Raw genomic sequence first — 13,917 nt, 5'->3', positions numbered from 1 at the left:
CGAGGAGGCCCGCTTCTTAGCGGACTTCCTCGGCTTGTTCTTAGGGCTTGCTGTTAGGGGCTAGCGCCTTAGGCGGAGGGGTAGGTGCCGTCTTCGGTGAGGCGCGCGGAGTCGTCGAGAAGCATGGCAATCTCGGCGGCCTTGGCGTCGCGTGCCGGGAGGCGGCGGCCCTCGATGACCTCGAAGAGCGGGGCGCGGCCCAGCATGCCGGCCTCGAAGTGGGCGCGGCCAGCACGCAGGCGCTGCTCGGCCCGCTCACGCCACTGGGCGGCGGCATCCGCCCCGCGCTGCTGGGACACGGCCTGCTCGAACACGCCTGGGTGGGCGTAGACGATGAGCGCGCTGACATGGCCGAAACCAAGCGAGGTCAGTGCCGCGGCCTTCACGCTGTGGCCCGCCGCAGCGAGGTCCAGCGGGGAGCGCAGCCACACCAGGTTCGGCGCCTTCGGGGCGATGAGCGGGTCGACGCAGTCCAGGGACACATTCGCCGGGATGCGGTGCGTGCGGAAGACATCGATGATGCCGCCAGTCTGGAAGAGCGCGGCACCCGCCTTGGAGTGGCCGGTGAGCGTCTTCTGGGAGATGACGAACATCGGCTGGTCCTCATCGCGGCCAATCGCCGGCCACAGCAGGGAGTGCAGCTCCGACTCGTTGGGGTCGTTGGCGTTGGTGGAGGTGTCGTGCTTGGACAGGACGCTGACGTCGTTTGGCGTCAGGCCCAGACCGCGCAGCGAGCGCGCCAGGCGGGAGTTCTCCCGGCCGCGGCCAGCGCCCAGCGCGCCCAGGCCCGGGGCCGGGATGGAGGTGTGGGCGCCGTCGCCATAGGAGGCAGCGTGCGCGACCACCGCGAGCACCGGCAGTCCTAAGTCGGCTGCTAGTGAGGCGCGAACTAGCAGGACCGTGCCGCCGCCTTCGCCTTCGAGGAAGCCGCCGCGGCGGCGGTCGTTGGCGCGGGAGATGAAGCGATCATCGATTCCCTTGGCGGTCATCTTCGCGGTCTCCGCGGTGGCGTTCATGTCACCGAAGCCCTGGAGGGATTCCACCTGGACATCGTCGATGCCACCGGCCACGACCACGTCGGCCTTGCCCAGGGCAATCTTGTCCACGGCCTCCTCAATCGACACCGCCGCGGTAGCGCAGGCGCCGATGGGGTGAATCATGGAACCGTAGCCGCCCACCAGGGACTGCATGGTGTGCGCCGCGATGACGTTCGGCAGGGCTTCCTGCAGGATGTCGGACGGGCGCTCCTCGCCGAGGAAGCGGGTGACGAAGACCTTGTGCAGGGACTCCATGCCGCCGATACCGGTGCCCTGCGTAGTGGCCACCTGACCCGGGTGAATGGAGCGCAGCAGCTCTGCCGGGGAGAAGCCGGCCTGGGTGAAGGCATCCACCGCGCTGACCAGGTTCCACACCGCCATACGGTCCAAGGAATCCAGCATGTGCTCCGGGATTCCCCACTTGGCGGCGTCGAAGTCATCCGGCATCTGCGCGGCGACGGTGCGGGTCAGCGTGGCCTTGCGCGGCACCTTGACGGTGGCACCCTGGCGGCGGGTGACCTGCCATTCGCCGTCCGCCTCGACGATGCTGACGAACTCCGGGTCCGCGTCCTGAATATCGCGGGCGGTGGCCTCCGAATCCACGGTGAAGGTGACGTCACGGTCGAGGAAGACAGTGGTCAGGTCGATGGAGCCGCGGTCGGTCAGGTGGTACTTATCCGTCAGCGTGCGCACACCGGAGCGTGCGACGACCTCATCGCGGAAGCGCTCGAAGACGTCCTCCTCGGCGATCTCTTCATCGCTCTCCACCACGAACCAGCCCGGGTGTGGATCCTCGCGCCATTCCACCAGCCCGGTCATCCACGCCAGCTCCAGCACACCGGCGGCGGTCAGCTCCGCGGAACCATCGCGTTGCAGACCAAACTCGGCCTCGAAGCGCGTGCGGCCGGAACCCCATGAGGAGACCTCGCCGATGCCGGCGATGACCACCATATCCTCCAGGTCCGTGGTGACCTGGCCAACTTCTTCCTCCAGGCCAGGCTGTACTGCCTGTACCTGGTTGGGCAGCGCGGTGATGGTCGCGGGGGCGTCCTTATCCTCGTGTGGAACTGCGTTAGCGGTTTCCGCACCGGCAGCAAGCTCGGTGAGGGAGAAGCCTTCCAAGCCGCCGGTGAGGTCCTTCTCCACCGGGGCATGCGCTGCTTGCGCGCGCGAGTCGGCGCTGGCCAGGTCCATGAGCTCGGTGGAAATCTCCTCTGGGCTCCACACCTTGATGCCGGCCTTCTCGGCGGCGGGCACCAGCCCATCGTTGCCGCCCATGAGGTGCGTGCCAGCCACCCAGCCGATCTTCGCCTGCGCCAGGGTGACACCCTGCGGCCAGCCGGCCTCGACCTTCCACTTGTTGAGGATGGCATCGAGTGCTGCCTTGACCTCGCCGTAGGCGCCGTCGCCGCCGAAGGTGCCGCGGTTGGGCGAGCCCGGCAGGACGACATGGCAGCGCTTGTCGACGTCCCCCTGGCTCAACCTTGCCAGCCCCGCGATGGTGCGCTCGACGGACCAGAGCAGCAGGCGGGCCTGCGTCTCGGTCGTTCCGGAGGCATCCGCCAGCGAGCCGGAGACACTCGGCGCGGCGAAGGGGAAGGCCAGCGTCGGGGTCAGCGCAGGCTTGAGAATCTTGACCTCGTTGCCCACGGACTCGCGCTGCTCAGTGCCGATCCAGTCGATGAGGGCGTCAATATCACGGAAGCTCGACAGGTTCGCCGGGACCAGCCACAGGGCGGAACCAGCAGCGCCGTGCTCGGCGTAGAGCGTGCGCGCGAACTCCTTGCGGGCTTGGCTCACCCGCGAGGCAGTCATGATGACCGTCGCGCCGCCTTCCAGCAGGCGCTCCACCAGCGCGGTGGCGATGGAACCAGGGGCAGCACCCGTGACCAGGGCGACCTCACCGGCGAACGCGCCGGGGGTGGTGTCCACGGCGGCCTGCGCGATGTCTCCGCGCTTCCACCAGCGGGCCTGGCGAGCTAGATCCTCGCCGGCACCGCGGAAGCTGTCCACCGGGTACTCGGCCTGGCCCAGCGCCACGCGGGCGAGGCGCTCGCGGGCGATGGCCCAGGAGTCGTCGAAAAGCACGGCCTTGTTCGCATCGAAGGAGGGCGTGACGGACTTGAGCCAGCCGGAGCCGAGCTCTGCCTCAACGGCATCGATGACGGTCGTATCAGGTGCCTCGATGAGCTCCGGCTCGGAGTCCAAACCCAGCTGGGAGAGCACCTGGCGGGCGACCGTAGCCAGCACGCCGTTCTCGCCGGTGACGGTCTCGGCGAAGGCATCGAGCGCAGCGGAGTCAATCACGGCACCGCCACCGGCACCACCGGCGGCAGCGCCCTTGGAGACGGACGCGCCGTGGGTAGCGGCGACGGCCTGGACGGCGGCGTCGATAAGCTCATGCGCCGCGGACTTCGAGGTGGCACTCGCCGGCACGGTGCTCAGCGAGCCGCCGCGCACCGAGTCCTCCTCGCGGGAGCCGAGCAGGATCTCCGCCTCGACGTGGGAAACCCAGGATTCGGGCAGTCCCCAGGTGCCGGTGACGTAGTCCGCCACGGCGGTGGGCTTGAGGCCCGCAGCTCCGAAGAGCTGGCGCAGGCGCGCGCCGACGGCCTCACCCAGCACCGGGCCGAACGCGGAGTAGCCCGGGGCGGCGGTGGCGACCTTCTCGCGCAGCGTAGCCACGTCGGCATCGGCGGCGCCATCGATGGCCGGCACGCCGATTTCCGCGGACATGTCCATGAGCAGCTGGTTGCGGCGCGAGGATACGCCGTTGGTCAGCTCCTCCACGGTGTCGGAGTCCGTGATCTGGTCCACGCGAATCTTGTTCTGGAAGGCGAAGAGCACCATGATTGCCTCAGCCGCGCCAAAGCGCAGCTCGGGGGCGTCGCTCGCAGTTGCGGCGGTAGGTGCAGGAGTCGGTGCAGTCGGCGCTGCCTCAGCCGGAGTCTCGGTTGGTGCTTCGCTCGCCTGCGGTGCCTCTTCGGCGTCGGATTCCGCAGCCGGTGCGGCGGCGGGGGCTTCGGAGACGTCGGCAAGCATGACCTGCTCTTGGTCGCGCTCCACGTTGAGCACGCGGATGGTGCCTTCCGGGATTCCGGCGACGGCTAGCGAGCGGGTGGCCAGGTTGGTCAGCGTCGGGGAAGAAGCCAGGCCGACCTCGATGATCTGATCGACCTTGCCAAAGAGGAGCTCCTGGGTCTCAATCCAGCGCACAGGTGAGGCGAACTGCCAGGACAGCAGCTCAATGAGCAGCAGGCGGGCGAGCTCGTGCTCGGAGAGGTCCTCCACCTCCAGCCCATCCAGCTTGCCGGAGGGTGCCAGCGGGGCCACGGCGTCGACGAAGTCCTGGGTGAGCTCGAAGGGGCGGGCCACCAGGTTCGGGATATAGCGTCCCACCAGGGCATCGAGGTCCAGCTCCTGCGGCAGGAGCTCGTCGAGTTTTTCGGCGAAGGCCGGAACACCCTCGCGCAGCACGCGGGAGTGGAAAGGAACGTCGATGCCCGGGACCATGACGGCTGCGCGCGGGGCGATGGCATTGGCCTTGTCCACCAGGGCCTTGAGCCCCTTCTTGGTGCCGGCGATGGAGTACTGCTGGCCGCAGATGTTGTAGTTAACAATCTCCAGGAACTCGCCGGTGGCTGCGGCGACCTCAGCCACCCAGGCGTCGACGTTGTCGGCATCAATGCCGGCCATGTTCGGGCGCAGTGCCGCCATGGCGTATTCGGAGTTACCCTCCGCATCGCGCGGGACCAGGCTGCCCATGGCGGAGCCGCGGGAGTAGACGATGTCGATGACACCCTCGAGGTCGAAGATATTCGCCAACGAGGCCAGGGCGGTGTACTCGCCCAGGGAGTGGCCGGCGAAGTAGGAGGTCGGGGCCAGGGCGTCCTCGGCGCGCAGGCGCTCGGTCTGGGCATAGGCCACCACAGCCAGGGCCACCTGCGTGAACTGGGTCAGGTGCAGTACGCCCTGCGGGTGGCGGAAGGTGGTGCCGCGAACGGTGAGTTCCGTCGGGTTCTCATCGATGATCTTCTGGATGCTAAAGCCCAGGTTCTCGCGGGTATGCGCATCAGCACGGCGCCACGCTTCGCGCGCTGCCGGGGAGGCCTGGCGGTCGCCCTTGCCCATTCCTTCGGCCTGGATGCCCTGGCCGGGGTAGACATACGCCGTGGTCGGCGCGGCAAGCAGGGCCTGGCCGCGGGAGACCACCTCGCCCTCGATGCGGCAGGTGACCTCGAGGGCCTGGTGGATGCCCTTGCGGCCGACGCGTTCGACGGTGACCTCGATGTCATCACCCAGTTGCACCATGCCGTACATGGAATAGGTCCAGCCCACCACGCGGCCGTGGCGTCCGGCCACTTGCTGCGCGGCGGCCGAGAGCCACATGCCATGCACCAGCGGTGCCTGCAGGTTCACCAGCTGGGCTGCGTTATAAGAGGTGTGGATCGGGTTATAGTCGCCGGAGACCAGCGCGAAGGGCGTCATGTCCTGCGGGGCGGTGACGGTGGCGCGGTCGACGAAGGAGCGCGGCGTCGGCACCACCTTGGTGGCGGACTTACCGCCGCCCCACTCCGGCGCCTGGCTCGGTGCGGCGGTGCCGGTGGCGCGGCCGCGGATGGCAAAGCGGTGCATCTGCGTGGCCACGATGTCTTGGGAAGCGTGGTCCTTGAGCTCGAGCTCAACCGTGACGATGCGCCCGGAGACAGATTCCTCGATGGCGGTGCAGGAAGAGGTGACGTCGATCTGGCGGCCGTCGGCAAGCTGCTCCAGCGGTACGCGCACGTCGATGACGTGGTCCAGGTGCACCGCGTTGAGCAGGCCCTCGATGACCGGGTAACCATCCTCCAGGCGTCCGGAGCCGAGCGCGGCATAGATGGCCGGCCAGCAGGGGCCGACCAGAACATCCGGGGTGCCGGCCTTCTCGGCTGCGGCATCGCCGCAGGTCACCGCGCTGTGTGCGGAGAGCAGCGAAGCAGGGAAGTGGAAGGAGTAGCCGGACTCGACGGTGGGCATCTCCGTAATCTCATCGCCCTGCTCCGCGGTGGAGCCGACACCGGCCAGCCCCTCCAAGAGGGTGAAGACGGAGTTGGGTAGGCGCTCCTCGGAGACCACCGGGGAGCCACCCGTGGCTACATCTTCCGGCAGGTCCACTGGGACGGTGACCTCGCGAACGTAGAAGGGGCGCTGCTCCTCCGGCAGGTCATCCCAGTAGGAGTCCGCGGTGATGACGATCTCCCAGTTGCCCTCGGCATCCTGACGCAGGTCGAAGGCGTTCTCATCCATCTCATAAGCCGGGTTGGCCATGAGGTGGCCGTGCCACAGCAGGGTAGGAGAAGTACGCAGGAACTCGGCCTCATCGGCGGCGGAATTCAGGCGGGAGAAGGCCTTCTGCGGGGTCGAGCCCTGCTCCAGCAGCGCATCCGTGGTGGCCTGCTCGAAGCGGGCGAGCAACTCTGCCACCGGCTCGTTCTTCTTGGTAATGCCGGCCACGGCTACCGGGCCCGGGATGATGCGCACCTGGTCGGCGGTATAGCGTTCATCCTGGGCCTGCCACAACGTGTCCTTGCCAAACCAGCTCTTGAGGTCGCCATCGATGGCGGGCACCCACGGCATGGGCTTGACGTGCTTGTAGTGCAGCGAAATCCACCAGGCGGCATCGCGCGCGGAGACCTCGGTGGTACGTGCGGCGGGGTATTCAGCCAGCAGCTTAGCGACGGCCCGCGGGGCATCGTGGACGTCCTCAACGCTGGTGAAGAAGGTTTCAATCTGGCCGTGGTCCGCCGGGTTCAGGCGGGCTTCGACGCGGTGGAGGAGATCGAGGAAGCGGTCATCCCAGCTGGGATCCACGAACGGGTGGGCCAGCTCCACGAAGCGCTCCAGCCACTCGGCGTAGGTCATGGATTCCACATCGCCGAAGTAGGGTTTGCAGGTCTTGGCCAGGGCATCGATGATCTCCTGGCGGTGCGCCGGGTAGTCCTCGATGCTCAGGGAAGTAATCAGGCGCGAGGCCGCCGCGAAGGAATTATCCAGGTCGTGGATGTCCGCCAGCAGGTGGGACTGGGAGGACGCCACGCCATGCGCTCCGGTTCCGCGGCCGACCCAGCCATCATTGTCCTCTGGGGAAATGCCGGTGGTATTGACCAGCAGGTCCTTCACCGAATCGGTGGCCTTAGCTTCCTTGGTGGCCATGGCGACGGTGCCGATGAAGACGGCGTCGACAGGCATAGCGGGCAGGCCGTGCTTTATCGCCCACTCGCCGGTGAGGTAGGAGGTGGCGCGGTCCGGAGAGGCGATGCCGCCGCCGACTGCCAGGTAGACGTTGGGGTGCTGGCGGATTTCGGCGTAGGTATCCAGCAGCATGTCATCCAGGTTGACCCAGGAGTGGTGGCCGCCGGCGTGGCCGTCCTCGACCTGCATGATGATGCGGTCCTCCGGGTAGGCCGTGGCGATGGCCAGCACATCCCGGATCTGCTTTGCGGTACCGGGCTTGAAGGAGATGAAAGGGAAACCGTCGGCGTGGAGGCGGTCCAGCAGCTCGCCGGCTTCCTCTACCTCCGGAATACCGGCGGAGATGCACACGCCGTTGAAAGCCGCACCGGCCGCGCGGGCCTTGGGCACGATGCGCGCCTGGCCGAAGTGCAGGTTCCACAGGAAGCGGTCGAAGAACATGGTGTTGAACTGTGCCGTGCGTCCGGGGCGCAGGTGCTTTTCCATGGTGGCCAGGTGCGAGCGGAAGACCTCATCGGAGTACATGCCGCCGCCGGCCATCTCCGTCCAGTGTCCGGCGTTGGCCGCCGCGGCCACGATCTCTCCATCAGCAGACGTCGGCGTCATGCCGCCCAGCATGATGGGGGAGAGGCCCGTGAGGTCGGAGAAGCGGGTCTGGGTATAGGTGCGCCCGTTCGGGAGCTCGATGGTGCGCGGGGCGAAGTCGGCGTAGTTCAGAGCCTTGGGCAGTTCAGTGCCTGGTGTGGCCAGCGCATTGACCTCCTGCGGGGTGGCGGCCGAGATCACCGTGACACCCGTTCCCTCCACGACGCGGCGGGTGAGGGTGGTCAGCGCGCGGTCCAGGACAATGAGGTGCTCGGAGTTGAGTGCGGCCAGCGTGGCCGGCCAATCATGTTCGTTGACCAGGATGGCCTCGGCCTGCGCGCGGGCCTCATCCACGTCGAGGCCGCACTTCTGAGCCAGCGCCACGGTGCGCTCGGCCGCCATGGCCAGCACCGGGTTGTGGAAGGGAAGGGCCACGGGCAGCTCATCGAAACGAGGGCTGAGCTCATCGCCGCCGATGGTGCGCTTCTCCAGCTCGGCGTTGAAGCCCTTGACGGCCTCCTCGATGGCGGTGCGGGTGGCGGCCAGGTCCTCCGGGCTGCCGGAAAGTGCGAAGTGGCGGCGGCCGTTGACCACGGCGATGGCGGCGGTGCCGTGCAGATGCTCAGTGACGAAGCCGCGCTCCAGGCCACGGACAGACAGCATCTGGGAGCGCGGATCGGAGCCATTGACCGCACTGGCAGCGGTCCCCATCAGGATGGCCAGGGCGAGGGCGTGCGCCGGCTTGTCGACGGCCAACGCGCCCAAGCTTCCCTGCGAATGCCCAGCGCGCTCATCGATGTCGACGCCTAGGTCACGCAGCTGCTCGATGGCGGCAATCTGGCCCAGGACGATGCCCGGGATGGATACCGCAGGCAGCGAGTCGAGGGTAGTGGACTCGGTGGAACCAGCGATGAGCTGCTCGAGGCGCTCCAGCGCGCCGGGGCAGGTGGAGGCGATGGTGCGTGCGGCGGGGCCGGTGAGGCTGCGGGCTTGGGCGAGGGCCTCACGTAGGGATTCGGCAGTGGCGGCAGTCTGCGCGGCGGTGGCGATGAAACCTTGCCAATCGGAGCCTTGTCCGGCGAAAAGCACGGCCGGGCGGGGCATGGAATGCAGCATAGTTACAGGCATCTTTCCTCTTTTGAGCTGATGGGGAACGGTGTGATGAAGAGCTGCGGGCAGACTTAGTTAGCCCTACAGAACAATCATGATGAGCCACCGTAGTCGAAGCCCTTGCGCATAGGTGTCTCCCGCGCGGAAAATGTGAGGTTTTTCTCACGTTTGGGTTGTGGGGGTACTCGCCGCGTCTCCGCCGCGCGAAGTTGCGCAACCTTTTGTATTCTTGGCCTCACTGCAGCGGCTCGGGGAGGAGCAGGGGTGGCTCAGCATCGGTTCGCGCAGCATGAAAGAAAAGAAAAACAAGGGGGGACTATGTCTCAATCAGCAACCGAGAAAACAAACAAGACACCAGCTCGGCTCAGCAAAAGCCGAGTAATCAAAACTATGACCAAGCTGGCAGGCAAGCTTGAGGAGGATTCCTCAACCGGCTTGCCCACCATCAAGATTGCCGGCGGATTCTTAAGCATCGACGTCAACGAGGAGATGGGCGGCCTCTGCGTGCTCGGGTATTGGGGTGGCGCCGTGTGCTTCGATCCGGACCGGCAGCCTTTGCGCATGGAGGTCAACGATCTCAACGGCGGTGGAATCTCCGGCAACCTCGTGGCCGAGCCCTGTGGAAGCTCCGACATGCACACCCACTTGCGGATCTTTGCACCGCCTTATCTGCCGTCGACGGCCACGAATGCCCAGCTCAAGAGCATTATCGTGGGCTATGCGGCCGAAATGTCGGCGGTCTTCGCGCGCCTGGATGAGCAGTTTCCGGAAGAGCCCTCCAAGCCACGGAAGGGGTCTGGGCTTAAGCCGGTATCGCCCCACTATTTCAGCGAGGCCTATGGGGTTTCAGCGGTGGGGATGTGGCGAGTGTACGAGCGCGCCACGCGCCTGGCAATGATCGGCACGCCCGTTCACGTGGTGGACCACCGGAATGGGGTCGTGAGCATCCTCATCAATGAACACGCGATCACTATTGAATCCGCTCGTGATGGCTCCGGGGATATTGAACTCCGCCTCGTCACGCCCTCCGGCCGCTGTGCGTGCGACCTTGATGCGCTCGTGCGCTGGGCCGAGTTCATGAATGATGATCAATATGTCTACTCCGCGCGCATCGAGGTGGTAAACCTCGATGGCGGCGATGAGCAGGACCTCGTGCTGGTGACCACGGCCCGTATTCCCACGAAGTGGGGCTATACCGATGAGCAGCTGGACTGGCAGCTCAGTGCGTTGGTGAGCCAGCTTGTCGGAGCAGGTGAGGCCTTCTACCGAACCTTCAATCCCACGCGCGTGATGCGCTATATCGACCGGGCTGCCTAGGCCGGTGCTTGTTCTCCGAGCAGCTTCAAAAGGTCCTTCTGCACCTCGCGGCGGCGGACCTTCCCCAGTTGGTCGGAGGCCAGGTGCTCGAAGTGGTAGAAGGTGCGCGGCACCTTGTATCGGGTCAGGCGCTCGCGGCAGTAGTCCTTGAGTCCCTCCGGGTCGAGCACCGCGCCGTCCTCCAGGATGATGCAGGCCACGACGTCCTCGGATCCATCCGCACGCGGACGGCCAACGACGGCCACGTTGGTGACGTCTGGGTGCTGGCGGATCACGTCTTCCACCTCGGCTGGGTAAATGTTAAAGCCGCCGGTAATGATCATTTCCTTGATGCGGGAGACGATCTTGATGAAACCATCGGACTCCATAACTGCCATGTCGCCCGTGCGGTACCAGCCGTCGTGGAAAGCCTGCTCGGTGGCTTCCGGCATGTTGAAATAGCCCTTGAATACCTGCGGTCCGCGCACGAGGAGCTCGCCCGCGGTGCCATCCGGCTGGGTTTCATCGAGGTTGTCCGGGTTGCCGATGCGCACCTCAGTATCCGGGAAGGGGATGCCGATATAGCCGGGGCGGCGATTCTTGTTGAGTGGGTTCGCGGCCACGATCGGCGAGGTTTCCGTGAGCCCGTAGCCTTCTACGAGTAGGCCGCCGGTGACCGTTTCCCATTCCTCAACGATCTCCGCCGGTAGCGCCGCTGCGCCCGACAGGCTGTTCTCGATGCCGTGCAGATCGATGCCCCGTTCCTGGGCCGCTTCCATGACCTTGGCGTAGATCGTGGGCACGCCCGGCATCCAAGTAGGGCGGCGCTTCTTCATGATCTCGAGAAGAAGCGGCACCTTGGGAGCTGGGGTGAGGACGAGCTCACCGCCGATGTGCACGCCGAGGGCGGCGATAAGGGTGAGGCCGTAGACGTGGAAGAGGGGGAGGGCGGCGAGCATGCGCTCGGCCTTGTTGCCCAATTCGGGGACCCATGCTTCCGCCATCTTCATGTTGCAATACAGGTTGGAGTGGGTCAGCTCCGCGCCTTTGGGCCTGCCGGTGGTTCCGGATGTGTAGAGAATAAGTGCGGTGTCATTGAGATCGACCTTCGCATCCTCTAGCTTGTAGCCCTGCCCGCCGATGGCGCGCCCCGTGAGCACGTTCCACGGCACGGTATTGGGAGCGGCAACTGAGAGCTCCGCGCGCTTGTCCTTGATGAAGGGAAGCGGCAAGCGCAACAGCAGCTGCTTGCGGCGCGGCATGGCCTCGATCATGTTGACCGTAACAATCGTTTCGAGCGGTGTGGAATCACGCAGCTTCTCAAAGGTGGGGCTCGCCTTATCCCAGACCACGGCCACGCGGGCGGCGTGATCCTGGAAGAGGGGCTCGAGCTCAGCCGCGGTGTAGAGCGGGTTGTGCTCCACGACGGTCGCCCCCAGTTTCAGGATGGCGTAGAACACCGCCACGTGTTGGGGGCAGTTGGGCAGTGCTACGGCGACGCGATCACCAGGACGGATGCCAAAGGCCTTGAGGCCCGCTGCGGCGGCGCGCACGTGGGTATCGAGTTCGCGGTAGGTCATCTGGTGACCGAAGAACCACGTCGCCGGCCTGTCGCCGAATTCCTCCACGGTCTCTCGGTAGGAGTCCAAAAGCGTTTCGGTGCCGTAGTCCAGATTAGGTTTAGTCCACTCAGGGTAGTACTGGAGCCAGGCTTTCGTCTCAAAGGCGGAAGAGGCCTGAGCAGGGGCTTCGGTCATGTTCGCGAACTCCTTAGGTGGTCAAACTTGTTATGTGTGAAACAGTATAACTAATTTGTGACGGAAGTCTCGCAAATCTTTGCAAAGTTGCTTGCAGTAACGAAATCTTTTCGGGATAAATCAATAGCCCCGGTGATGTGCGTTTATCACGCAGGGATCGGTTCCGGGGCTATGGAGTGCTACTTCTCCGCTTTGAGGCGCTCGAGCAGATCCGCCTGAACCTCGCGGCGGCGAATCTTGCCCAGCTGGTCGGTGGCCAGCTTTTCGAAGTGGTAGAAGGTGCGCGGCACCTTGTAGCGGGTCAGGCGCTCGCGGCAGTAGTCCTTGAGGCCTTCGGGGTCGAGCGCGGCGCCGTCGTTAAGCACGATGCAGGCTACGACGTCCTCCGAACCGTCCGAACGCGGGCGACCCACCACGGCTGCCTCCGCCACGTCTGGGTGATCCAGCAGTGTTTCCTCAACCTCACCGGGGTAGACGTTGAATCCGCCGGTGATGATGATTTCCTTGATGCGGCTGACCAGGCGGATAAAGCCGTCTTCCTCCATCACGCCCATATCGCCGGTGCGGAACCAGCCATTGTGGAAGGCCTTCTCTGTGGCTTCCTCATCGCCGAAGTAGCCCTTAAAGATCTGCGGGCCGCGGGCCAGCACCTCACCTTCTTCGCCATCCGGCATGGTCTCATCAAGGTTGTCCGGGTTGGCAATGCGAATCTCGGTATCCGGGAAGGGGATGCCCACGTAGCCGGGGCGGCGGGCGTCACTCATCGGGTTACCCACGATGATGGGCGAACACTCCGTCAGGCCATAGCCCTCCACGAGCATGCCGCCGGTGTACTTCTCCCACTTCTCCACGGTATTGACCGGCAGGGTCGACGCTCCGGAGAAGGCCGCGCGCACGCCGTCCAGGGAGACGTCATCTTCTTCCGCCTTCGCCACGATGCGCTCGTACAGAGTCGGCACGCCCGGCACCCAGGTCGGGGTGTGCTTCTTCATGAGATCCATGATGAGCGGCATCTGCGGGCTCGGCAGCAGAACCAATTCGCTGGCGATGAGCGGCGCCAAGGTGGCGTTCATGGTCAGGCCGTAGGCGTGGAAGAAAGGGAGCGCAGCGAGCATGCGCTCCGGGGAATCGCCCAGGCCTGGGACCCAGTGCTTGCCCATGAGCAGGTTGGAGAAAAGGTTGCCGTGGGTCAGCTCCGCGCCCTTGGGGCTGCCGGTGGTGCCGGAGGTGTACAGGATGAGCGCGGTGGTGTCCTTGGTGACGTCCTCCGGGGTGAGGACGTCAGAACCATCGCCGCCAATGGCGTTGCCAACGAGGGACTCCCACGGCACCGTGTTCGGTGCCGGGGCGGTGAGCTGATCGCGCTTGGACTTCAGTGGCGGGATAGGCAGGCGCAGGGCCAAGCGCTGCGGAGTCGGCATCGCGTTGATCATGTTGATGGAGACGACGGTCTCCAGGGAGGTCGTCGGGCGCAGCTTCTCCAAGGTGGAGGCCGTCTTATCCCAGGAAATGGCGATGCGTGCGCCGTGGTTCTGGAACAGGCCCTCCAGCTCGTGGGCAGTGTAGAGAGGGTTGTGTAAAACCGCGATGGCGCCCAGCTTGAGCACGGCCCAGAAGGAGGCGATGAACTGCGGGCAGTTGGGGGCGACGATGGCTACGCGGTCCCCCGGGCGCACTCCGAAGGCGCGCAGGCCGGCGGCGGCGCGGCGGACCTGCTTGTCCAGCTCGGCGTAGGTTTGTGTGCGGCCGAAGAAGTAGGTTGCCGGCTTGTCGGGGTGGAGCGCGAGGTTGTTGTCGTAAACGTCGAGAAGCGTGGTGTCCCCGTATTCCAGGCTATGTGGTGTCCACTCTGGGTAGTACTGGAGCCACGCCTTGGACTCGTATGCCGACATCGATTCACC

4 protein-coding genes are annotated in these 13,917 nt (G+C 65.6%); 1 reads left to right on the top strand and 3 read right to left on the bottom strand.

Annotated features, from left to right (window positions below; all coding sequences use genetic code 11):
- Positions 1-68 precede the first annotated feature (68 nt).
- A complete protein-coding gene (locus tag HMPREF2792_RS12340; protein WP_070533973.1) occupies positions 69-8,981 on the bottom strand; it encodes a type I polyketide synthase in 8,913 nt (2,970 codons plus the stop codon).
- 372 nt (positions 8,982-9,353) lie between these two features.
- Between HMPREF2792_RS12340 and HMPREF2792_RS12335 the strand changes: the two genes are divergently transcribed.
- Positions 9,354-10,280: a hypothetical protein gene (locus HMPREF2792_RS12335; RefSeq protein ID WP_070533971.1), complete on the top strand. Its 927-nt coding sequence runs from the start codon at positions 9,354-9,356 to the stop codon at positions 10,278-10,280.
- Here the strand turns inward: HMPREF2792_RS12335 and HMPREF2792_RS12330 are convergent.
- Positions 10,277-12,016 carry a long-chain-fatty-acid--CoA ligase gene (locus tag HMPREF2792_RS12330; protein ID WP_070533969.1) on the bottom strand — a complete coding sequence of 580 codons (1,740 nt, stop codon included), beginning with the start codon at positions 12,014-12,016 and terminating at the stop codon, positions 10,277-10,279. The two genes, HMPREF2792_RS12335 and HMPREF2792_RS12330, sit on opposite strands and share 4 nt — an antisense overlap.
- 179 nt (positions 12,017-12,195) lie before the next feature.
- Entirely contained in the window at positions 12,196-13,908 is a 1,713-nt protein-coding gene (locus HMPREF2792_RS12325) for a long-chain-fatty-acid--CoA ligase (protein ID WP_070533968.1), read from the bottom strand.
- Between the last annotated feature and the right edge of the window lie 9 nt (positions 13,909-13,917).

The organism is Corynebacterium sp. HMSC068H04 (genome assembly GCF_001811255.1).
Classification (GTDB): Bacteria; Actinomycetota; Actinomycetes; order Mycobacteriales; family Mycobacteriaceae; genus Corynebacterium; species Corynebacterium hesseae.
The sequence above is the reverse complement of the archived record's forward strand: the minus strand, read 5'-3'. Positions and strand labels throughout refer to the sequence as shown.

Excerpts from the sequence above, each read along its gene's own strand:
- HMPREF2792_RS12325 (WP_070533968.1), bottom strand. The coding sequence starts at position 13,908 with ATGTCGGCATACGAGTCCAAGGCGTGGCTCCAGTACTACCCAGAGTGG.
- HMPREF2792_RS12335 (WP_070533971.1), top strand. The coding sequence starts at position 9,354 with ATGACCAAGCTGGCAGGCAAGCTTGAGGAGGATTCCTCAACCGGCTTG.
- HMPREF2792_RS12330 (WP_070533969.1), bottom strand. The coding sequence starts at position 12,016 with ATGACCGAAGCCCCTGCTCAGGCCTCTTCCGCCTTTGAGACGAAAGCC.
- HMPREF2792_RS12340 (WP_070533973.1), bottom strand. The coding sequence starts at position 8,981 with ATGCCTGTAACTATGCTGCATTCCATGCCCCGCCCGGCCGTGCTTTTC.